Genomic DNA, 21,969 nt, shown 5'->3' on the forward strand with positions numbered 1-21,969 from the left:
ATGAAAGAGTAAAGTCGTGTGCTAAAGCTATATCGCCTCTTATGCCAGACAAGAGGCGATGTAGTGATTTGATTACCAGATTAGCGATCGCCAGACATCCCGAACTCTATTGGCATCAAGGTATAAAACACACTCGTGTTGTGCTTCTTTAGCAGGTCGAAAATGAGGTTTACCTCGTTGTCAGTGACTGAAAACGTCACTTCCAATGGCTGATCTGACAGTTCGAAAAAATGAGCCGAGTGTAGACGCCGGTCATGTCCAAGACCTTCATTGGCAGCCAACAGGGTGGCCCCCTGAATACCGAGCTCTTTAGCCTGTTCGACCAGCCATTGTGCCAAGGGTTGACCCTCGATTGAGCGATCCTGGCGAGTGTAAAATGTTAATTGATAGCCTTGCATAGATACTCCTGTCACATCCGTTGCAGCATTGACATTGACCACATGCCGGCAAGAGTCATAGCCAGCGAACCCAGTACATGGACACAAATCGCCCCCCCTGCCCAGGCCAATCGACCTGCCTGCAGTAATGAAGTGACTTCAGCAGAGAATGTTGAGAAGGTCGTTAACCCGCCGAGAAAACCGGTGATCACCAGCAGCCGCCATTCAGGGGGGAGATTGGGGTTTGCGGAAAAGAAAGCGATAGCGATCCCGATCAGGTAGCCTCCCAGCAAGTTTGCCACGAGAGTGCCCAGCGGGAGGGTAGGAAAGATAGCGTTCAGGGATGTGCCCAGTAGCCAGCGAAATATGGCACCAAACGAGGCGCCAACGCTGATGGCAAGAATCGAATTAAGCATATAAATCGTCCTTTAGTGCAGAGACTCCAGGACAGTGGTGCATATGCTACGCAGCCCTGACCTGGACTGAAACGTAGGCATCATTAGCCACAACGGCGGTTTGTGTGCGTATGCATGTGGAGGAATGCCATCTCCAGTGCATGGATTGTATCTTTCGCGGAGAAAAAGTCGAGCCGCTGTTTGGTGTTGTCGGCCAGCCATGGTGGCAAGAAGGTCGTCCAGCCAAGCTCCCGTCCGATGCGATGATTTTTGCATCCATGTAACGAGTTACTGGTTCGCTGTATCACCAGCGAAATAATCCCATAAGGGGTTGCAGAGTGAGTCACCGAATAGCGGGGCAGGCAACTGCCTCCGATCCTGCGGTATTGATAGTGCCGATGCGGCCAGGCTGTGTTCTCAGGTCTGGGGGCGGGGATATGCGGCGGTGTCTGCGAGCTGGAGGGGCGGTCGTGTCAGTAGGCCTGGGCGTTCCATTTGTCGTTGAAGTCGTGGATAAACTTCTCCCCCTCTTCGTTGCGGGAGGTGACCAGATAGAAGGTGACGTTCTGGCGAAACAGCGAGAGGCGGTAGAGGGCCGCGTTGTCCTCTTCGGATAGGTTCTTTTTCGAGGTGTCGTTGATAGGCACCAGATCGACTTTGCCCTTTTTCAGCAGCTCGACGCACTGGTTGAGGCGGTTGGTGGTTCTGACGATCAGCCCCTGATCGTTGATGACCTGCTCGATGGCATCGGAGAACCACCCTTTGGGCACGCAGGCGGTTTTTTGCTGCCAGGGCGGGGATTCCAGCCCCTTCTTGTCGGGCGTGGTGTACCAGGACTGGATATCGAAGGCGATGGGGGTGCTGAACAGCAGGCTGTTGCTGCGCTCGTTGGTCCAGGTAAAGGGGAACGCGGCGATGGCGTTGCCCAGCTCGATGTTTTTAAGTCCGCGTGGCCAGGGCTGATAGGAGATCTGCAGATCCGGGTGGCCAGCCTCTTTGAGAATGGTGAGCACCTTGCTTGCCAGCTCGCCGCCGTTGGCCAGCTCCGCAGAGGAGTAGGGGGGCAGTTCGCCGGTGATGATCACCGCGCTCTGCGCCGCGCTGGCAGGGAGCAGCGAGAGCGCAAGGAGAGGGGCAAGCAGCGGATGGCGCAGGCGCAAACAAGAGGGGTGAGCGACAGAGAGGGTGAGTGGATAACGAATGTGCATGGCTGGTGACCTCGCCTCTATCGACTTTTTTCAGATTAACGGTTTCACCGGGGAAAAAACAGATTCGAAGCGCACTGTTTCTGCGCCTTCCGGGCGACATGAACGGACGCGTGGCGGTTGCTCTGCTCCGGTGAGCTTGTTAGCCTGTGCGGCTCTGACAGAGGAGTGAACAATGAGCAAGGTACTTGATGGGCTGCTGGCGTTGCTGGCGCTGGAAAAAATCGAGGAGGGCCTGTTTCGGGGCCAGAGCCAGGATCTCGGTCTGCGGGCCGTGTTTGGCGGACAGGTAATGGGGCAGGCCTTGTCAGCCGCCAAGCAGACGGTCGAGACCGGCCGTCAGGTTCACAGTTTTCACTCCTACTTCCTGCGTCCGGGGGATGTGACCCGTCCCATCGTCTATGACGTGGAGAATATCCGTGACGGCCAGACCGTCTCCACTCGCCGGGTCAAGGCGATTCAGGGCGGCAAGCCCATCTTCTATCTCAACGCCTCGTTTCAGGTGCCCGCCGACGGCTTCGAGCATCAGGCGCAGATGCCGACCGGCATTACTCCGCCGGAGGAGCTCAAGAGCGAGCTGGAGCTGGTGCGCCCCTACGAGAACCTGATCCCTGCCTCCCTGCGGGACAAGATCCTCTGTGAGCAGCCCATCGAGATGCGCCCGGTGACCCTAGTCGACCCTATTCGGCCGACGGTGCAGGATCCGGTGCGCCACGTCTGGTTCAAGGCCAACGGCCAGATGCCGGACGATCTGCGGGTGCACAAATACCTGCTGGCCTACGCCTCCGACTTCAACTTCCTGCTCACCTCGCTGCAGCCCCACGGGGTGTCCTACTGGGAGCCGGATATGCAGGTGGCCACCATCGACCACTCCATGTGGTTCCACCGGGATTTCCGCTTCGACGACTGGCTGCTCTACGTGGTAGACAGCCCGAGCGCCAGCAGCGGTCGTGGTCTGGTGCGCGGTCAGTTCTTCACCCGTGACGGGGTGCTGGTGGCGAGCACCATGCAGGAGGGGGTGATCCGCCGTCGCGGCAGTTAAGGCGCAAAGCGGATAGCAAAACGGGGTGGCTTTGGCCACCCCGTTTTCGTTGCTGCGATGTGCGCGGGCCAGCGGGATCAGCCGCCGCGCTGGTACTTGAAGCGCTTCTTGCGCCGGTAGGGGTAGACATCCTCGAACACCCCCACCTTGATGTTGCTCTGCAGCATCTTCCAGTAGTTGGCGTCAAACATCTCCTTGTGCAGTTGCAACATGATCTCCCGCACCTGCGGTTTTTGCAGCAGGAAGGTGGCGAACTCCTCGGGGAAGATGTCGTTGGGGGCGACCGAGTACCAGGGCTCGGCGCTCCACTCATCCTCGGGGTAGCGCGGCGGCGGGATCTGGCGGAAGTTGCACTCCGTCATGTAGCAGATCTCGTCGTAGTCGTAGAAGACCACCCGGCCGTGACGGGTGACGCCAAAGTTCTTGAACAGCATGTCCCCCGGGAAGATGTTGGCCGCCGCCAGCTGCTTGATGGCGTTGCCGTACTCCTCCAGCGCGAGGCGGGTCTGCTGCTCGTCCGCCTTGTCCAGATAGAGGTTGAGGGGGATCATCTTGCGCTCGGTATAGAGGTGCTTGATCACCAGCTTGTCGTCGCTGATGGTGAGCGCCGAGGGTGCCACCGTCTTGAGCTCGGCAAGGAGCTCCGGCGAGATGCGGTCCAGCGGAAACTCGAAGTTGGTGAACTCCTGGGTATCGGCCATCCGACCCACCCGATCGTGCTGTTTAACCAGCCGGTATTTTGCCTTCACCTGCTCGTGGCTCACATCCTTCGGGGGAGTGAACTCGTCTTTTATCACCTTGAACACCACATCGTAGGAGGGGAGGGTAAACACGCTCATCACCATCCCCTTGATGCCCGGCGCAATGATGAACTGATCCCGGCTCTGGGCCAGATGGTGGCGGTAGTGACGATAGAGCTCGGTCTTGCCATGCTTCTGGCAGCCGATGGCGTTGTAGATCTCGTAATCGGGCTTGTGGGGCATGATCTGGCGCAGAAAGGCGACAAACAGTGCCGGTTCGCGGGCATAGACCATAAAGTAGGCGCGGGCGAAGCCAAACACGATGGAGGCGAGATCCGGCTCGAAGATGACGGTATCCACATAGATGCTGTGGCCGGTGCTGAGCAGGGGCAGGATAAAGGGGAAGACCTGATCCTTGACCCGGATCAGCCCCACCAGATAGGCTCCCTTGTTGCGGTAGAACACCTCTTTCAACAGCTCGATGGCAAAGGGCTCATCATGAAGGATTTGCGGGCCGTTCTCAGCAAGATGGCGGTGGATGTCGACAATATCCCGCTGCTTGTCCTCGTAGGGGAGGGTGAAGCTGTAATCCCCGAGCAGCTGACTCAGGGTCTGCGGCAGGTGGGCGAGATCGGTGCGATAGATGCGCAGCAATGCGCCGAGATCGGGTTTGTCGCCACGGCTGACGAAGGGGTGGATATAGAGGTTCTCGTCGCGGATATTGCGATGGCGAAAGATCCGGCGATAGACGGAGTTGAAGAAGGACTCCGCCACCTCGAAGTTGTCACAACGGGGCAGCAGATCGCTGAAGGCACTTTTGACCCGCTTGAGCAGCTCCTGAGTGGCGTGGTGCTCCCCCATCATCTGGCGGATGGAGCTGGCGGTGGCCCCCACATGGTGGTCATAGAGGCGAATTCGCTCGCGCCCCGCCAGCTGCACTCCCAGCCAGTCACTGTTCTCGAAGCGGCTCTTGCTGCCCTGGGTTATCTCGAGAAACCGGCTGTAAAACGACTCGAAGCGTTGCAAGATAGTCTCGGCGACGGCCTGTTCCAATGGCTGCTGCATCTCTCTCTTCCTTGTGATCTGTCGGGCCGATAGCGCGAAGGATTGGGTGTAATTTGTTCACACGTCAGGCCACTATCGCAACATTCAAACGTCTGTTCAAGTGGCAATTTTGGGGGATAAACGGTAGATTGCGCCCCTGTTTTGGTGATGGTTTAGCGACTGTTTGCTGTCTGTTTGAGAGGCCGTCCGGCCTGTGAGGAAACCCGATGAAGCTCTATTTTGTCCTAGTGGCACCTGCCCGACCTGCGAACGTGGGGGCGGCTGCCCGCGCCATGAAAACCATGGGATTCGATGCCATGCGACTGGTGGCGAGCCGGGTACACGAAGAGGAGGAGGCGAGCTGGGTGGCCCACGGCGCCCAGGAGATCCTGACTCAGGCCGAGGCGTTCGATACCCTGCCCGAGGCGCTGGCGGACATGGATCTGGTGATCGCCACCACCGCCCGTGAACGCGGTCGCTACCAGCACTACCTCACGCCGGGGGAGATCCGCGAGCAGATCCGCAGCAAGCCATCGCTCAACAAGGTGGCCATCGTCTTTGGCTGCGAGGAGTCGGGGCTTTCCAACGAGCAGTTGGCCGAGGTCGATCTCATCAGCTATCTGCCCCTCAAGGTGAGCTACCCCTCCCTCAATCTGGGGCAGGCGATCATGCTCTACGCCTACGAGATGAGTCAGCTGATGGATGAGCTGAACGCCGACGGCGGCGCTGCGGTAGCAGAAAATTTTGATAACGCTGGGCAGGTTCGGGTGCTGAAAAGCAAAACAGCAGAATTGCTGGGTGAACTCGGAGTTTCGCAGGATGAAAAACTGCATCAGTGGGTGATGGACCGGGTGCCCATGCTGCCGCAGCGGGATTTGAACATGCTCCACCTGCTCTGCAAAGACCTTGCTCGCCGCTTTGGGCGTGAGTAGCGAAGAGGTTTAAGTTGACAGCCCAGCGCCCGCCGCGGTATTGCTAAAAGCCAGCTTCGTCAACGAGTGTTCGTCATGCAGTTATTCACCAACGTCATCACCACCACCATTATTACCGGTACCACCACAGGTGGCACTGGGGCCGGTTGATGCGCTGACGAACAAGCACAGAAATCAAAAAAGGCCCGTACCCACCCAGTACGGGCCTTTTTGTTGGATTGGTTTTTAGATTGAATTTCATAGACTTACAGGGAGAGAAAGCGATGAGAGTGTTGAAATTTGGCGGGTCTTCACTGGCCGATGCAGAGCGTTTTTTACGGGTGGCCGATATCGCGGTCAACACCCACGGCCAATCTCAGGTAGCCCTGGTGCTCTCTGCACCTGCCAAGGTGACCAATCATCTGGTGGCGCTGGTCGAGCAGACCAGTCGCGGCATGGATGCCAGTTCCACCCTGTTTGAAGTCAACGGTATCTTCTCCCGACTGCTGGCCGGGTTGAAGGCGGCCTATCCGGCGCTCGATGACAAGGCGCTGCTGGCCCGTCTCACCGCCGAGCTGGATCAGGTGGAGCGGCTGATGCAGGGCATCCGTCTGCTGGGCCTCTGCCCGGACAACGTGCAGGCGCGCATTCTGAGCCGTGGCGAGAACCTCTCCATCGCCTTTATGCACGAACTGCTGCGGGTGCGCGGTCTGGATCTGGAGCTGATCGTACCTGAAGAGCTGCTGGTGACCGACGGCGGTTATCTGGAAGCCCACGTCGATATCGAAGCGTCCCGCCTGCGTTTTGCCGCCAAGGGGCTGCGTAGCGATTGCCTCTACCTGATGCCGGGCTTTACCGGTGGCAGCGACAAGGGCGAGACCGTGCTGCTGGGCCGCAACGGCTCCGACTACTCCGCCGCCGTCTTGGCGGCATGCGTTGATGCCGAGTGCTGCGAGATCTGGACTGACGTCGAGGGTTGCTACAGCTGCGATCCCCGTCTGGTGCCGGATGCCTATCTGCTGAAAACCCTCTCCTACAAGGAGGCGATGGAGCTCTCCTACTTCGGCGCCAAGGTGCTGCACCCGAAAACCATCGCGCCGGTGGCCCAGTTCCATATTCCCTGCCTCATCAAGAACAGCTTCAACCCGCAAGGGCCGGGCACCCTGATCGGCCCCGAGAGCGGTGACGATGACCTGAAAGTGAAGGCCATCTCGGATCTCTCCGGCATGTGCATGTTCAACGTCTCCGGCCCCGGCATGAAGGGCATGGTCGGCATGGCCGGTCGCATCTTCTCCGCCGTCTCCCGCGCCGGGGTCAGTATCGTGCTGATCACCCAGTCATCTTCCGAGTACAGCGTCAGCTTCTGTATCCACAGCTACGACAGCGAGAAGACTCGCAAGGTGCTGGAGCGCGAGTTCGAGCTGGAATTCAAAAACCAGCTGCTGGAGCCGCTGGATATCATCAGCGATCTGGCGATCATTTCCCTGATCGGTGACGGCATGCGCACCAGCAAGGGGATGGCAGCCCGCTTCTTTACTTCGCTGGCGCAAGCCTCCATCAATATCGTCGCCATTGCGCAGGGGTCGAGCGAGCGCTCCATCTCGGCGGTGGTGCGGGATCGCAAGGTGGCGGAAGCCATCAAGGCGTGTCACCAGAACTTCTTTGGCAGCCAGCAGTTTATCGATCTCTTTGTGGTCGGAGTCGGCGGCGTCGGTGCGGCGCTGGTGGATCAGATTGCCCGCCAGCAACCGGTGCTGGCCGAGCAGGGCACTGGCCTTCGCGTGGTCGGCATCGCCAACAGCCGCCAGATGGCGGTCAACAAGGATGGCCTGAACCTCGCCAACTGGCGCGAACAGCTGGCGGAAGCCCGCGACAGCTTCTCGCTGGAAGGGGTGAAAAAGCTGGTGGAAGATAGCCACATCATCAACCCGGTGATCGTTGACTGCACCTCCTCCGAGGAGGTGGCCGTCCAGTATGCCGACTTCCTCGCCGCCGGTTTCCATGTGGTGACTCCGAACAAGAAGGCCAACACCGGCTCGCTCGATTACTACAAGGCGCTGCGTCGCACTGCCCGCCAGACTCGCCGCAAGTTCCTGTACGAGACCAACGTGGGAGCCGGTTTGCCGGTTATCGAGAACCTGCAGAACCTCATCAAGGCCGGTGACAAGCTGCGTGCCTTCGACGGCATCCTGTCCGGCTCCCTCTCCTTTATCTTCGGCAAGCTGGATGAGGGGATGGCCTTCTCCGAGGCAACCCAAATCGCTCGCAGCAACGGCTTTACCGAGCCGGATCCCCGCGACGATCTCAACGGCATGGATGTGGCGCGCAAGCTGCTCATTCTGGCTCGCGAGGCGGGCATGGCGCTGGAGCTCTCCGATGTGGACGTGGAGCAGGCGCTGCCGCCGGGCTTTGACGTCAGCGGCGACGTGGAAGCCTTTATGGCCCGCCTGCCGGAGGCGGACGGCTGGTTCCGCGACCAGTTCGCAGCGGCCCAGCGTGAAGGCAAGGTGCTGCGCTATGTGGGCTCCATTGAAGGTGGCAAGTGCAAGGTCGCCATCAAGGCGGTCGGTGGCGACGAGCCGCTGTTCAAGGTCAAAGACGGGGAGAACGCGCTCGCCTTCTTCTCCACCTACTACCAGCCGATCCCGCTGGTGCTGCGCGGCTATGGCGCCGGTACCGAAGTGACTGCGGCGGGCGTCTTTGCCGACGTGCTGCGCACCCAGAACTGGAAGCAGGAGCTATAAGCATGAGTTCAGACATGTACCCCTCTTATATGACGGACGGCGGTAGCGTCGTCGCCTATGCGCCCGCCTCCAGCGCCAACCTGAGCGTGGGATTCGATGTACTGGGGGCGGCGCTCGCCCCCGTTGATGGCTCTCTGCTCGGTGATCGGGTGCAGGTGAAAGCGGCAGACGTGCCTTTTGCGCTGTCCTCTGTGGGCCGTTACGCCCACAAGCTGCCGGACGATCCGAAAAAGAATATCCTCCATGACTGCTGGGTCGCCTATGGCGAGGCGCTGGAAAAGCGCGGCCTGAAACTCCAGCCGCTCGAAATGGTGCTGGAGAAGAACTTGCCTGTCGGTTCGGGTCTGGGTTCCAGTGCCTGCAGCGTGGTGGCGGCCCTTGAAGGGCTCAACGCCTTTCACGGCGCACCGCTTAATGAACACGACATGCTGCTGCTGATGGGGGAGATGGAGGGCAAGATCTCCGGCTCCGTTCACTACGACAACGTGGCCCCCTGTTATCTCGGCGGCATGCAGCTGGTGGTGGAGGAGGCGGGGGTTATCAGCCAGGGCATCCCGGTGTTTGACGAGTGGTACTGGGTGGTCTGCTACCCGGGCACTGTGGTCTCCACCGCCGCCGCCCGCGCCATCCTGCCGGCCCAATATCGCCGTCAGGATTGCCTCACCTACGGTCGCCGCTTGGCTGCCTTTGTCCACGCCAGCTACACCGGGCAGGAGGGATTGGCCGCCAGCGTATTGAAAGACGTGATTGCCGAGCCCTACCGCGCGGCGCTGATCGAAGGCTTTGCCGAGGTGCGGGCTCAGGCGGCCCAGAACGGGGCGCTCGCCACCGGCATCTCCGGCTCCGGCCCCACCGTGTTTGTGGTGATGAAGGAGCTGGCGCAGGCCGAGCGGATGAAGGATTGGATGGAAGCACATTTTGTGCAGAACGAAGATGGATTTGCCCGGGTCTGCAAACTGGACATGGCCGGGGCACGGGTAACAGGAAGCGAGCTATGAATCTCTACAACATCAAGGACAACAGCGAACAGGTGAGCTTCGCTCAGGCGGTGCGTCAGGGCTTGGGTCGCGAACAGGGGCTCTTCTTCCCCGAACAACTCGAACCGCTCGCCGATGTGGATGCCCTGCTCGATCTGCCGCTGGCCGAACGCTCTGCCCGCATCCTGAGCCACCTGCTGGGGGACGAAGTGCCCGCCGCCAAGGTGAGCGAGCTTGTCAACGCCGCCTTCACCTTCCCGGCGCCGCTGGTCAAATTGAAAGACGGCACTTATGCCCTTGAGCTGTTCCACGGCCCGACTCTGGCGTTCAAGGATTTCGGCGGCCGCTTTATGGCCCAGTGCCTCGCGGCCTTTAGAACCAACGACAAAATCACCATCCTCACCGCCACCTCCGGCGACACCGGCGCCGCCGTGGCCCACGCCTTCTACGGGCTGGAGGGGATCGAGGTGGTGATCCTCTATCCCAAGGGCAAGATAAGCCCGCTGCAGGAGAAGCTCTTCTGCACCCTCGGCGGCAATATCCGCACCATCGCCATCGACGGCGACTTCGATGCCTGTCAGGCGCTGGTAAAACAGGCCTTTGACGACGAGGCGCTGAAAAAGGCCATTGGCCTCAACTCCGCCAACTCCATCAATATCAGCCGTCTGCTGGCGCAGGTTTGCTACTACTTCGAAGCGGTGGCCCAGTTGCCCAAGGCCGACCGTGCCAAGGCGGTGATCAGCGTGCCGTCCGGCAACTTTGGCAACCTCACCGCGGGCCTCATCGCCAAGGCGCTGGGACTGCCGGTGAAGCGCTTTATCGCCGCCACCAACGCCAACGATACCGTGCCGCGCTACCTGAAAACCGGTCAGTGGGAGCCGCACCAGACAGTGGCCACCCTGTCTAACGCCATGGATGTGAGCCGCCCCAACAACTGGCCACGAGTAGAAGAGCTGTGCCGTCGCAAGGGCTGGGCATTGGAGACCCTTGGGTCAGGCATGCGTGACGACGCCCAGACTCGCGATGCCCTTAAACGCCTGCACCAGCTGGATTACCTCTGTGAACCCCACGGCGCCATCGCCTGGGATCTGCTGGGGGAACAGCTGGCCGAGGACGAAGTGGGGGTGTTCCTCTGCACCGCCCATCCCGCCAAGTTCAAAGAGTCGGTGGACGAGATCTTGCATCTCGATGTACCGCTACCCGGCCCGCTCGCCAAGCACGCCGAACTGCCGCTGCTCTCCGTGAATTTGCCAGCGGAGTTTGCCCGGTTAAGAGCGTTTTTGGTGGGGTAAGTAGCTGAGCTGAGATAACCGATAGAAATAAAAATCCCCCGGTAACGGGGGATTTTTATAAGTAGCAAAATGAAGCTGGATGCCGAACGCATTCTAAGTTGTAATAAATCTCAATGCAGGTGTTAATGCTGCTGCAAGTTCTTGGGAGTAGTGTATTGATAGAGATAGTTGAGTTCTAACTTCTTCAGTGTTATTGAATTTTCCACCAGCTCCAGGTTTAATCGCTAATATTTTTTGCCTGATGTAACGTTGTAATGACGTTTTGAGCATTTTCCCTGGGAAGTCAAATGCAACAGACTCTGATGGGGTAAAGTTTTCTCTGTAGTAAATTCTAGCCTCATCAATTGTAAAATTACCATCAGTCAGAGATTCAATCAGTCTACCGATCTTTTCTCTACATAGCTTCCAATCATGGTCTTGACATAAGAAACTATCTCCCCATGCAACTACCTCAACTCCTTGAGCATGTAATACTTGGCTATGTTGACGTTGATAGTAAAATAGAACAACGATTAAATCGCTAAGTGATGAACTCATTTCCTCGAGATATTCATCAATAGAAAATAGCTCCTTTGCATCTTGGAGTTTACAATTAAACACGAATTTCAAAGCGTGAGCAATGACATCATTATTGATGAAGTAATTTTCAATGGAGTAGCGATCAAGGGAAATTATTCTATCATCATCTAATTCTAGGTCATTAAAATCTTTATCTATAATGAACATTGCATTTTTACATGCGTTTGAAGTAGCAAAGTCTCTGATTTTTCCCTTGCCGCCAGCAAATACAACATCGTATTCAGCAGGCTCTTTTTTTAATAGTGATTGAATGCAGGATTCATAGATAGGTAGGTCATCGCTTCCCTCAACGACAATAAATTTCAACTGCCGTTGCATTTTAATTCGTCTCAGGTTTTCGTCTGCGTTATATGCTGGAATGTTACTCATTGTATGCAATCTTCCAAATTAATTTCGTTGGCATTTTTTGATGTAATAGAAGGAGAGTGTGTTGCTACAATGATTTGTGATTTTGGGGATAGTTTTATAACAGATGGTAGAATTTTTCTTTGCCAATCAAGATGCAATGATAGTTCAGGTTCATCGGCAACGAAGACGGTTCCATCATCACTAGATAGTGCTGCTCTGCCTAAGATCGTGAGGATATGCTTTTCCCCAGAAGAGAGTTCAGATAAATTCAGATTTTTAGTACCCACGTATACATGTAGATGGCCATCATCAGTAAGCGAAAAGTGTTTGTTATGTAGATACCTGTTCACCTCGGTCTCATAATCTTTAAATGATTTCGTTAGTGCAGATTTGGATTTTTGCATATTCTCTACATCAGACACTATTGAAAGAAATCTGTCATTGAAGTGAGTCATTGCAAAAAGACTAAAATATGATGAATTAAATCTCTGTGAAGCTTCAAATTTTTTGGAGCTGGATGCATTCTGGTCATTATGCACACTGTTCATGTGTTGGTAATCTTTTTTGGCTGTTGCTAATATATCTCTCCATTTGGTAAAGTGCTCCTTTAGTTTATTTTCTGGAATGTCTATCCCAGCTTCTGTTAACTTGGATAGAGAGTTCTCGACATTAATATCCTCTGGTTCAGTATTAAGTAGTTTTGAAATTTTGCTAAAGGCTTTTGACACTTGTTTTACAAGTGCATCATCAATCATCACTTTTTCAATCAAACTAGATTTTAGTCGTTCTAGTTTTTCATTTATTTGTTTTCTGTTTTCGTTGGCTTGTGTAATAAACTGTCTCTGTAAGGATGATAAAACCTTCGCACTAGGATCTAATATTTCGGAGATCTCCGAGTTAGATAGATTTTTTCTTCTTAATGCTGAATGAAGAAGTTCATCGCGTTCCCCTCTAGAAAAAGCAAGGTCACCATCATAAAATCTAGAAAGTGGGATATGTGTTAGATTGACGCTTCTTGATATTATGTGTTTAAGTTTATAAATGATTTCACTGTATTTGTCATCTGTTCTCTGATCATATCCGAAAGGAGGGAGAACAAAGTTGAAACTGAGAGAGAAAGTATCTTTTTCAGAGCTATGATGTTGTAATGAAAGCTCATCCATATTAAATAGTTCATAATTTAATTGTACTGAGCCATAGTCAATGCTTGATATATCTGTGGAGACTGTCCTAGTAATTGTTATAAATTTTCTTAGGCGTGTTTGGTTTTCTTTTGATAGATAAATGTTTAATGATGTAAATGGTGTTTTTGCAATAGTTTCGAGCCCTAAAGATAGGCTGTTGACGATTAAGTTTATTATGGTTGTCTTGCCTGTACCATTTCCGCCATATATACAGTTACACCCTTCTGTTAAGTTTATCTTATAGTCGTTGTTACTTTCGAAGAGATTTTTAATGTTTACTTGTCTTATATAATTCTTCATGCGGGCTACCTTGTTTCAATCACGTATGTTGGGCTAACCCTCGTAGGTTGGTGCTGAACGAAGTGAAGCCCAACGTTTACCGAGAAAGCTAGATTTGATTTTGGTTATCGATTCTATATGGTCAAAAATGATCTTATTTGGGAAATCATATCTCCCATTTGTTGGGCTTCGCTGCGCTCAGCGCCAACCTACAAAATATTCCAAGCCGATTATTCCCTACCCGAGTCGCTATCAATGGCCCAATCTGGTTCTATCCAGCCTGCGGCGATATGGCGATGAATAGAGGAGTAAGGCCAGTCGACAGGTTTGGCACAATAACCATATTTGACTGGATTGAAATGGATGTAATCGACATGGGCTTGTAAATCCTTGTCATCCCGGATCAGATGCTCCCAATAACGGCGTTGCCAGATACCGCGTTCCCGTTTTCTGAGTCGGCTCTCCCGTATCCGCTCTGTTTTGGCGAGACTTCGTGAAAAGCCGGCCTTGATTAGAGACCAGCGCATGGGATAGTCACTGTCACCCGGCGGTAGTTGCCAAATGGCATGAAGATGATCCGGCATCACCACCATGGCAATAATCTCGAAGGGGTGTTGCTGTTTGACGTGGCGGAGCACTTCGCGCAGCAGGTCGATATGACGTACCAGCAGATCCTGCTTTCGGTCAGCCAGGTTGACGGTGAAGAACCAACATGCCCCACTGGTTGTTGCTCGGCGATAGCGCATGGTTCTCCTTTCCGGAAATATCCAGTCTGTTCGGTTACACCGAATGGCCACCAACTGACCGAGGGCTCGCGTGTTGGGCTTCGCTACGCTCAGCGCCAACCTACGCAATGCATCAATCACTGTGCAAAAGCCACGCTACCGCCCATGGATTACAGCTTCCAAAATGCTCCATTAACCAGCGAGGGCAGCAGCCCATCACAGATGAATAGGCACCGGATGGCTATGTTAAGCCAATCGAATCTGGCCATACCAGTCAAAAAGTGACGTAAGTGTCAGTAATGACTGATTTTTTGCGCTGGCTCAACAAATCGCACTGGCCGGGCTCTGGATTCCCATGGCCCTTGATTTTATTGGGGTTGGTGGGTGTTGCGGGAAAGTAGGGGCGGGCTTGCCGCTGAGGAAGGGTTGGCCAGGGGCAATCCCGCTCCGGCAATCGGCGCTATAGTGCGGGCGATGGTTGCCCTGTGCTCCGTGGCCCAAGCTGGCGAGGCGGGGGGGCTGCGGCAACAATCAGCTGTTGCAATCACAGCCATTGGCAACACATCGTCATGCAAATATGACCATGCAAACACATCACCAGATAGAGAGGAGATCACCCATGAAGCGTACCATCCTGTTCGGCCTGCTCTGCGGCAGCGTGCTGCTGGCCAATCCGGTCTTTGCCAACGACACAGCCCAGTTGCAGTGCGAGGCGCAGGCCGCAGCCAAAAAGCTTAACGGCGCCGCCAAGACCAGCTTTGTCGGCAAATGCGTGAAAGATGCCGCGGGCGCCACGACCGGCGAGTGCGAGAAGGCGGCCGCCGACAAGAAGCTGGCCGGTGCGGCCAAGAACAGCTTTATCCAAAAATGCGTGAAGACGGGCGCGGCAGTGGATCCGGCGGCCAAGTGCGAGAAGGCGGCGGCCGACAAGAAGCTGGCTGGCGCGGCCAAAAACAGCTTTGTCCAGAAGTGCGTGAAGGATAGCGCTGCCAAGTAAGACATTTTCTCATCCGGTGTGTTTGCGGGGGGCCATCAGGCCCCCCGCGCTTTTTGGGGCGCAGTGATGGCGCAACGCACAAGCCTTGTATCGGGGCTGCAATAGCGACACTATTGACTCCTTTTATGGATTCCGCAGAGGCGCAGCCATGACCTGCCGTGACCGGACGAGGCGTTGGCGAGCCCGGTTTGTGCGGGATTACGCGGGATAAGGGAGCAAAGCAGGATGATGGAAGAGCAAGAGTGGCGTTGGCTCAATGAACCGGCCGAGTGGCACCAGACAGACGACGGTTTGCAGGTGGTGACAGACCAGCAGACCGATTTTTGGCGCAGCACCTGGTATGGCTTCGAGCGCCACAGCGGCCATGTCTACGGCTGCGAGGTGGCAGGAGAGTTTACCTTTCAGGTCTGCGTCGAGGGGGAGTTCACCACCCTCTACGATCAGGCGGGGCTGATGCTGCTGCAAGACGACGCGCACTGGCTCAAGGCTGGCATCGAGTACAACGACGATCAGCCGATGATCGGCAGCGTGCTGACCAATCCGCGCTCTGACTGGGCCACCGGTATTTTCCCCGGTAATCCACGCCGCTTCTGGCTGCGGCTGACCCGGCTGGCGGACTGTCTGCGTTTGCAATACTCCACCGATGGCAAGGTGTGGCCGCTGCTGCGTCTCGCCCCGTTCCCGCCAAGCGAGCGCTGCTTTATCGGGGTGATGTGCTGCACGCCGGAGCGGCAGGGGCTGGCGGTGCGCTTCTCTGACTTGCGCCTCACGCCGCCCCTTGGCAAGGCGCTCCATGATTTGAGTTAGACCAGCGGTTTTTCCTGCGCTATTGAGCCAATAAAAAAGCGCCCGCAGGCGCTTTTTTCATTTGGCAGGTAGAGCCTTAATTAGCTGATCAGGCTGGCCCACAGGTCATATTCGTCGGATTCGTCGATCCGTACCTTGACCATATCCCCCGGCTTGAGGCCGGTTTCGCCGTTGAGGTAGACCAGACCGTCGATCTCCGGTGCATCGGCAAAGGAGCGGCCAGTGGCGCCCTCTTCATCCACTTCGTCGATGATAACGGTCATCTCCTGACCCACTTTGCGGGCCAGCTTGCGGATGGAGACCTGCTGTTGCAGCTCCATAAAGCGCTGGAAGCGCTCTTCCTGAATCTCTTCCGGTACCGGATCCGGCAGCTCGTTGGCCAGCGCCCCTTCGACCGGGCTGTATTTGAAGCAGCCGACGCGATCCAGCTCCGCCTTGTCGATAAAGTCCAGCAGCATCTGGAAATCTTCCTCGGTCTCGCCCGGGAAGCCAACGATAAAGGTGGAGCGCAGGGTGATCTGCGGGCAGATTTCGCGCCACTTCTGGATCCGCTCCAGAGTGCGCTCGACAGTACCCGGGCGTTTCATCAGTTTCAGGATGCGCGGGCTGGCGTGCTGCAACGGAATATCGAGGTAGGGCAGTACCTTGCCATCGCGCATCAGCGGGATGACGTCATCTACGTGTGGGTAGGGGTAGACGTAGTGCAGACGTACCCAGATATCGAGCTTGGCCAGCTCTTCGCACAGGGCGACCATGCTGGTCTTGACCGGCATGCCGTCGTAGAAACCGGTGCGGTGCTTCACATCGACGCCGTAGGCGGAGGTGTCCTGGGAGATCACCAGCAGCTCCTTCACGCCCGCCTCTTTCAGGCGCTTGGCTTCGGCCAGCACGTCGCCGATGGGGCGGCTCACCAGATCCCCGCGCATGGAGGGGATGATGCAGAAGGTGCAGCGGTGGTTGCAGCCCTCGGAAATCTTCAGATAGGCGTAGTGGCGCGGGGTCAGCTTGACGCCGTGGGCCGGTACCAGACTGGTGAAGGGGTTGTGCTGCGGCTTCTCCACATATTTGTGGACGTGACCCAGCACCTCTTCATAGGCGTGGGGGCCGGTGATCTCGAGCACCTTGGGGTGGATCTCGCGGATCTGGTTCTCTTTGGCGCCGAGGCAGCCGGTGACGATCACCTTGCCGTTCTCGGCCAACGCTTCGCCGATCGCTTCCAGCGACTCTTGCACCGCGCTGTCGATAAAGCCGCAGGTGTTGACGACGACCAGCTCGGCATCGTCATAGCTGGGCACCACATCGTACCCTTCGGTACGCAGCTGGGTCAGGATGCGTTCTGAATCGACCAGGTTTTTGGGGCAACCCAAGGAGACGAATCCTACTTTGGGGGCCTGTTTTGTGTTGGACATCGCTCAATCACTCTTAGGTGGCTCTTCTTTAAGGGCGCGGATTTTACCGGAATGGTTAACCAAAAACTATACAGCCAGCATGGCAGAACCGAACAATATCTCCGACCAGGCAAGATTGGGCTGCACCAGCAGCCGTTGATGGCGCGCCCTTGGTAAGGCTATTGCCTCTGCCATGCGGGTTGGTTGTGGGGATGCTGCTTTGTTGATTTTTCTGTCAATTTTGACGCTGTGGCGGGGAGAGCGTCAAAGGGAGTCACTATACTTCCATCACGGGGTCCCGTTGGAGAAGGCGATGGAAAGTTCATTTGGCGAAAAAATGCAGAGCGTACATGCCACGCTCAGGCAGCGCTTTGACAAGCTGAGTCGGGTGGCCATCGCGATTTACGATCCCCATACTGATCAGCTCAAGACCTTTGCCCACAGCACCGAGGGGCCCTCGCCACTGGTGCAGTATGAGGTGAAGCTGAGCGATGTCCCCTCCCTGAGTTATCTGGCGGAGCACAAGCAGCCCCGGGTGCTCGGCAATCTGGATGCCCTGCGTGGCTCGGCGTCAGAGCACAGCCGCAAGGTACTGGAGGCGGGTTATGCCTCCAGCTATACCGAGCCGCTGCTGTTCAACAGCAAGCTGTTTGGTTTTCTGTTTTGCGATGCTATGGAGCCGGGATACTTCGAGGAGCCGATCCTAAGCGAGCTGTCGGCCTATGCCCAGGCGCTCTCGGCCATCATTGCGGTAGAGTTTTTCTCCATCCAGACCCTTGGCGGCGCGCTGACCACGGCGCGGGAGTTCAGCCGTTATCGGGATGAGGAGACCGCCAACCATCTGCACCGGATGTCGGCCTACTCCCGGCTGATTGCCAAGACGCTGGCCCCGACTTGCGGGCTGAGCGATGAGGAGGTGGAGTTTATCTACCTCTTCTCCGAGCTGCACGACATCGGCAAGATCGCGGTGCCGGATGCCATTTTGCTCAAGCCGGGCAAGCTGACGCCGGAAGAGTTCGAGATCATGAAGATCCACCCCGGCAAGGGGCGGGAGATGATCAGCCTGATGATCAACGAGTTTGGTCTCGATGGCATTCATCACACTGACATGCTGACTAATATCATCGCCAGCCATCACGAGCGTTTCGACGGTACCGGCTATCCGCTGGGGCTGGCGGGGGAGGCGATCCCGCTGGCGGCGCGCATCGTGACGGTGGCCGATGTGTTTGATGCTTTGACCAGCGAGCGCCCCTACAAGAAGGCCTGGCCGTTCGAGACGGCGTTTGCCTATCTGGAGGAGCATGCCGGCAGCCAGTTTGATCCCGCCTGTGTCGCCGCAGCCCTGCACAACAAGGCCGAGTTTTATGCCATCTATCAGCAGTATCAGGATCCGGCCTGCTCTGCGAGTGTGGCGCCCAGCGGCGCCGAGCCAGGTTGAGCGCGTGTGATGAGCATAAGGGGGAAAGAGGCGGTTCAAGCATTACGAGGAGTAAATAGAGAGGGGGCACCAGCAGGTGCCCCCTCTCTTTTATGCGCCTCTCGATTCCACGCGCCCTTATTTTGCCGACCTTGTATCTGCGGCTATAGCGGCTGCGGTCAGGTTACTTTTTTGGCGTCGGCTCGCTGATCTGGTAGAGGTGATCCGCGCAGGCGCTGGAGCAACCACAGGGGCGCACCTCTTTATCTTCCCGCTTCTGGGCAAGCTGGTATTGGCGCCACCAGATGATGGTGCCCATGGCCAGGATCAGCACGAACGAGGCGAGCAGGCTCAACAACCAGATGGACATGATCTCTTCTCCTTGATGGTGATGACATGCACGGCGATGGCATCAGTGATGATGGCAGCAACCGCCCTGTTGGCCTGCGCCCTCACTGTCGTGACAACAAGTATGGCCTTGCCGTGGGCTCTCTGCCTGATGGCCACCACTGGCGCAACAATGATCGGAGCCACTGTTGCAACCACCATGACAATGGCTATGACTCTGGCCTGCGCCGACGGGCTGGATGGCACGGATAGTCGCCTTGCTCTGATGACGACGAGACGGACGGCCCTGACTGGCCTCGGTAAGAGGTTGCAAATTGGCGGGGGCCAGCAGCGCTGGCAGCGGCAGGCGGGCAGAGCGGCACTGCAGCACCCGGATATTGACCGCCAGCAGGCGCCCCAGCATTCGCTCGCCGATATTGCGCACCACCACCTGACCCACTTGATGATGGGCGAGGGCGTCGAGCAGCGCTTGCTTGCCGTGGCAGCCTTCGGCTGCGGCCGGATTGGGCAGGGTGGCGATGACGTTCCCTTCGGGGTTAAGAATTTGCAGCTGCTCGGCACGGGTAAAGTGGCCAGCCAGCAGCCCCTGACTCAGCATCAGGGCGCTGTTGCTGGGGTTGGCGGTCATGGTTGTGACAGCATTCATGTCGGCTCTTCTCCACTGGTTGGGTGGTCGGGCTCGGCGGGTTGCATCATCAATGCCTTGCCCAGACTCAGACACTCCACCACCTTGTAGCGCCCTTTTTTCAGGATATTGGCCAGGGTCTGGCGGGAGACCCCCATCACCAGGGCGGCCTCCTGCTGCTGCATTCCTTGAAGGTCGACGAGGCGCAGTGCCTCGAACTCGTCAGGGCCCAGCGTGACCTGTTCCAGCTGATGCATGGGGCGGCCGTTGGGTTTGAAGCAGCTGTTGGCGGGGCGGCCACAGATCTGGCGGGCAATCTTGGGTCTTGGCATGGTGGCTCCTAATTGGCATAAGCCATTTATACGCTCATATGTGGCATATGCCAATAATTTTGTCTGATGCAGAGGGTAGCGCCAGTGCTGTTTACGGCAGAGAGGGGTAAAGAGGGGGGAGGAGGAATACGTACAAAAGCTGTGAAGGTGGCAGAAACGACGCAGGCCCGAACATGGTTCGGGCCTGCGGTTTTGCAGAGGATGGTCGGGCCATCCCGGCGAGCTTACGCCTGTTCGGCCTCGGCCACGGGGGCAGCGCTCTCGCTGCCACTGGCGAAGCGATCGGCCCACAGGGCAATCACGCCGTCACCGGTGACGTTGCAGGCGGTGCCGAAGCTGTCTTGCGCCAGATAGAGTGCGATCATCAGGGCGATGGAGGCTTCACCAAAACCGAGCATGGAGGTGAGCAGGCCCAGCGCCGACATCACGCCACCACCCGGGGCGCCCGGTGCGGCGATCATGATCACCCCCAGCATCATGATGAAGGGGAGCATGGTCTCGATGCCCGGAATGGCCAGATGCTCGGAGAGGAACATCACCGCGGTGGCGCAGGTGACCAGGGTAATGGTGGAGCCACAGAGGTGAATGGTGGCGCACAGGGGCACAGTGAAGTTGGCGATGCCGTCGCTCACCCCGTTGTTCTTGCTCGATTGCAGAGCGACCGGAATGGTGGCGGCGCTCGACATGGTCCCCAGCGCGGTGAAGTAGGCGGGCAGCATGTTCTTGATGAGCTGGGCCGGTGAGCGGCCAAGGGCCAGACCGGTACCAACGAACAGCACGGATAGCCAGATCCAGTGCATCAGGATGGCCATCACCAGCACCACGCCGAAGGTTTTCAGGGTAGCGAATACGGTGCCTTCTACCGTCATCTCGACAAAGACGCCGGCGATGTAGAACGGCAGCAGCGGAATGATCACCTTGGCCAGCAGGCGGTCGATGATGTCACGACCCTGATCGGCGACCCGGCGCAGATCGGTGGCCTGGGTGGCGCTGATGCCGATGCCGAACACGAAGGCGGCGGCCAGTGCCGACATCACGCCAAACAGCGGCGGGATCTCCAGATTGACGTAGGAGGCAAGCTTGATAGCCGTGGCCGTGGTGGGCTCGGCGGCGGTGGTGAACTGCGGGATAAGGTGGCTCGCCACGGTAAAGGCGAACAGCCCCGCCAGAATGGTGGAGCAGTAGGAGAGGGCCACGGTTTTGCCCAGCAGCTTGCCGGAGTTTTTCGGCAGGCTGGCGATGCCGCTCATGATAAAGAACAGAATGATGAGCGGAATGGTGAAGGTGATCAGCTGACCTATCACTGTCTTGGCCGTAAACAGCACGCGCGCCACCCACTCAGGGGCGTAGAGACCGAGCAAGAGACCGGCAAGGATGCCAGCAATGAGTTTCAGGACAAGTTTCATAAGGAAATCCGGAGTTGGTTGTATTGTCTGTTTTGTTATTAAAATTTGATATTAATCACACTTTTTAACACGTAAGCCGTGTTATGTCTGCCTTTTCTGCGTTAACGCCGAGTTAAATATTGTCGAAAGCCAGGATCGCCGACTAGCTGTCGGCTTGGTGTTGAACGGGAAAATCCGTGATGAATTAGCCCATTAGGTGGCCTGATGATCGCCACGCAGCAACATGACGTACTGGGTGGCGTGTTGACCTGTGCATGATGGCGTGTTGGTCGAGGCGGCTTCCATCGGCGCCAGTTGCAGTGCTATCCCGGATGTGGTGACCAGTTGCTGTAGCTGATGGTGACTTATCTTGCCGCTTGGCGGCAGGGGGAAGCAGAGCGGAGCACCCGCTTTGAGCAGGGTCGCCAGCTGTTGCAACTGGGGAACAAGGGTGGCCGCGTCGCCATCAAGCGGGTGGCTCAGCCAGATGCCATCGTAAGGGAGCACCGAGTGCATCTTCGCCAGCGGGCAGACCCGCACTGCTTGTCCGGATTGCTGCGAGGCAACTTTGGCGTCAGCCAGCACAGCGTCACAGGCAGTGACTACATACCCTTCTGCACGCAGCCAGCACAGATCCTCCCCCATACCGCACTGACCATTGAGCAGGTGAGCACCGGGTGTGAGACGCGCCACAAAGGCAGCCCGAGCGTGGGCGTGCTGGTCGTTAAATGGCCAGGAAGCGGGGATGGCGTCAGAGTGTGGCACAGGGGTTACCTCAAGCAGGGGGCTCATAGGGTAACAAATCGGGGCCTGACTGCCAAAGCGCGC

Annotated in this window: 21 protein-coding genes and 1 riboswitch; of the genes, 8 read left to right on the forward strand and 13 right to left on the reverse strand. The window is 56.9% G+C overall.

Annotated features, from left to right (window positions below; translation table 11 throughout):
- Positions 1-80: 80 nt before the first annotated feature.
- From AB5Y71_RS14660 to AB5Y71_RS14670, 3 genes are all read right to left on the reverse strand, one after another.
- Positions 81-398 carry a DUF190 domain-containing protein gene (locus AB5Y71_RS14660; RefSeq protein WP_043851430.1) on the reverse strand — a complete coding sequence of 106 codons (318 nt, stop codon included), beginning with the start codon at positions 396-398 and terminating at the stop codon, positions 81-83.
- 11 nt (positions 399-409) lie between these two features.
- Positions 410-793, reverse strand: a complete 384-nt coding sequence (gene crcB, locus AB5Y71_RS14665) for a fluoride efflux transporter CrcB (protein ID WP_033116160.1) — start codon at positions 791-793, stop codon at positions 410-412.
- A 67-nt stretch (positions 794-860) separates the two neighbouring features.
- Positions 861-937, reverse strand: a riboswitch (Fluoride riboswitch).
- Between the two features lie 308 nt (positions 938-1,245).
- Positions 1,246-1,980 carry a substrate-binding periplasmic protein gene (locus tag AB5Y71_RS14670; protein ID WP_368171883.1) on the reverse strand — a complete coding sequence of 245 codons (735 nt, stop codon included), beginning with the start codon at positions 1,978-1,980 and terminating at the stop codon, positions 1,246-1,248.
- Positions 1,981-2,152: 172 nt separating this feature from the next.
- Between AB5Y71_RS14670 and tesB the strand changes: the two genes are divergently transcribed.
- Positions 2,153-3,019, forward strand: a complete 867-nt coding sequence (gene tesB, locus AB5Y71_RS14675) for an acyl-CoA thioesterase II (protein ID WP_042032451.1) — start codon at positions 2,153-2,155, stop codon at positions 3,017-3,019.
- A 77-nt stretch (positions 3,020-3,096) separates the two neighbouring features.
- Here tesB and aceK read toward each other — a convergent pair whose 3' ends face one another.
- A complete protein-coding gene (gene aceK, locus AB5Y71_RS14680; RefSeq protein ID WP_368171884.1) occupies positions 3,097-4,824 on the reverse strand; it encodes a bifunctional isocitrate dehydrogenase kinase/phosphatase in 1,728 nt (575 codons plus the stop codon).
- 206 nt (positions 4,825-5,030) lie between these two features.
- Between aceK and AB5Y71_RS14685 the strand changes: the two genes are divergently transcribed.
- The 4 genes from AB5Y71_RS14685 to thrC all read left to right on the forward strand — a co-directional run bounded on the left by AB5Y71_RS14685 (position 5,031) and on the right by thrC (position 10,727).
- Positions 5,031-5,735 carry a tRNA/rRNA methyltransferase gene (locus tag AB5Y71_RS14685; protein WP_005350238.1) on the forward strand — a complete coding sequence of 235 codons (705 nt, stop codon included), beginning with the start codon at positions 5,031-5,033 and terminating at the stop codon, positions 5,733-5,735.
- Positions 5,736-5,998: 263 nt separating this feature from the next.
- On the forward strand, positions 5,999-8,458 hold the full coding sequence (gene thrA, locus AB5Y71_RS14690) for a bifunctional aspartate kinase/homoserine dehydrogenase I (RefSeq protein ID WP_368171885.1): 2,460 nt from the start codon (positions 5,999-6,001) through the stop codon (positions 8,456-8,458).
- 2 nt (positions 8,459-8,460) lie between these two features.
- Positions 8,461-9,456 carry a homoserine kinase gene (thrB, locus tag AB5Y71_RS14695; protein WP_368171886.1) on the forward strand — a complete coding sequence of 332 codons (996 nt, stop codon included), beginning with the start codon at positions 8,461-8,463 and terminating at the stop codon, positions 9,454-9,456.
- Complete coding sequence (gene thrC / locus AB5Y71_RS14700) at positions 9,453-10,727, forward strand: threonine synthase (RefSeq protein ID WP_331485188.1); 1,275 nt, start codon at positions 9,453-9,455, stop codon at positions 10,725-10,727. The genes thrB and thrC overlap by 4 nt, the downstream gene beginning before the upstream one ends.
- A gap of 93 nt (positions 10,728-10,820) precedes the next feature.
- Here the strand turns inward: thrC and AB5Y71_RS14705 are convergent, their stop codons facing one another.
- From AB5Y71_RS14705 to AB5Y71_RS14715, 3 genes are all read right to left on the reverse strand, one after another.
- Complete coding sequence (locus AB5Y71_RS14705; RefSeq protein ID WP_368171887.1) at positions 10,821-11,675, reverse strand: DUF4435 domain-containing protein; 855 nt, start codon at positions 11,673-11,675, stop codon at positions 10,821-10,823.
- Positions 11,672-13,138 (reverse strand): AAA family ATPase, encoded by a 1,467-nt coding sequence (locus AB5Y71_RS14710; protein WP_335812820.1) that lies wholly within the window; start codon positions 13,136-13,138, stop codon positions 11,672-11,674. Before AB5Y71_RS14710 ends, AB5Y71_RS14705 begins: the two co-directional genes overlap by 4 nt.
- Positions 13,139-13,347: 209 nt before the next feature.
- Positions 13,348-13,863 carry a transposase gene (locus AB5Y71_RS14715; RefSeq protein WP_368171888.1) on the reverse strand — a complete coding sequence of 172 codons (516 nt, stop codon included), beginning with the start codon at positions 13,861-13,863 and terminating at the stop codon, positions 13,348-13,350.
- Between the two features lie 598 nt (positions 13,864-14,461).
- On the opposite strand from AB5Y71_RS14715, the gene AB5Y71_RS14720 reads away from it, so the two are divergent.
- Positions 14,462-14,839 (forward strand): hypothetical protein, encoded by a 378-nt coding sequence (locus AB5Y71_RS14720; RefSeq protein ID WP_368171889.1) that lies wholly within the window; start codon positions 14,462-14,464, stop codon positions 14,837-14,839.
- A gap of 225 nt (positions 14,840-15,064) precedes the next feature.
- Positions 15,065-15,646 carry a DUF1349 domain-containing protein gene (locus tag AB5Y71_RS14725; protein WP_204483898.1) on the forward strand — a complete coding sequence of 194 codons (582 nt, stop codon included), beginning with the start codon at positions 15,065-15,067 and terminating at the stop codon, positions 15,644-15,646.
- A gap of 80 nt (positions 15,647-15,726) precedes the next feature.
- On the opposite strand, the gene rimO is transcribed toward AB5Y71_RS14725, so the two are convergent.
- Positions 15,727-17,055, reverse strand: coding sequence for a 30S ribosomal protein S12 methylthiotransferase RimO (rimO, locus tag AB5Y71_RS14730; RefSeq protein ID WP_021231199.1), 1,329 nt, complete (start codon positions 17,053-17,055; stop codon positions 15,727-15,729).
- Positions 17,056-17,347: 292 nt separating this feature from the next.
- Here rimO and AB5Y71_RS14735 point away from each other — a divergent pair, with 292 nt between their 5' ends.
- Complete coding sequence (locus AB5Y71_RS14735) at positions 17,348-18,472, forward strand: HD-GYP domain-containing protein (protein WP_101531197.1); 1,125 nt, start codon at positions 17,348-17,350, stop codon at positions 18,470-18,472.
- 163 nt (positions 18,473-18,635) lie between these two features.
- Here the strand turns inward: AB5Y71_RS14735 and AB5Y71_RS14740 are convergent, their stop codons facing one another.
- The 5 genes from AB5Y71_RS14740 to AB5Y71_RS14760 form a co-directional block, all read right to left on the reverse strand.
- Positions 18,636-18,821, reverse strand: a complete 186-nt coding sequence (locus AB5Y71_RS14740; RefSeq protein WP_005338109.1) for a hypothetical protein — start codon at positions 18,819-18,821, stop codon at positions 18,636-18,638.
- A gap of 42 nt (positions 18,822-18,863) precedes the next feature.
- Positions 18,864-19,445, reverse strand: a complete 582-nt coding sequence (locus tag AB5Y71_RS14745) for a NifB/NifX family molybdenum-iron cluster-binding protein (protein ID WP_101531196.1) — start codon at positions 19,443-19,445, stop codon at positions 18,864-18,866.
- Positions 19,442-19,756, reverse strand: a complete 315-nt coding sequence (locus tag AB5Y71_RS14750) for a DUF134 domain-containing protein (RefSeq protein ID WP_368171890.1) — start codon at positions 19,754-19,756, stop codon at positions 19,442-19,444. The genes AB5Y71_RS14745 and AB5Y71_RS14750 overlap by 4 nt, the downstream gene beginning before the upstream one ends.
- Positions 19,757-19,980: 224 nt before the next feature.
- Positions 19,981-21,162 carry a dicarboxylate/amino acid:cation symporter gene (locus AB5Y71_RS14755; RefSeq protein ID WP_101531195.1) on the reverse strand — a complete coding sequence of 394 codons (1,182 nt, stop codon included), beginning with the start codon at positions 21,160-21,162 and terminating at the stop codon, positions 19,981-19,983.
- 192 nt (positions 21,163-21,354) lie between these two features.
- The gene (locus tag AB5Y71_RS14760) at positions 21,355-21,906 is read right to left on the reverse strand and encodes a hypothetical protein (RefSeq protein ID WP_101531199.1); all 552 of its coding nucleotides are present in this window, start codon (positions 21,904-21,906) and stop codon (positions 21,355-21,357) included.
- Positions 21,907-21,969: the final 63 nt, after the last annotated feature.

It is taken from the genome of Aeromonas sp. R9-2, from assembly GCF_040908025.1.
Lineage (GTDB): Bacteria > Pseudomonadota > Gammaproteobacteria > Enterobacterales > Aeromonadaceae > Aeromonas > Aeromonas veronii.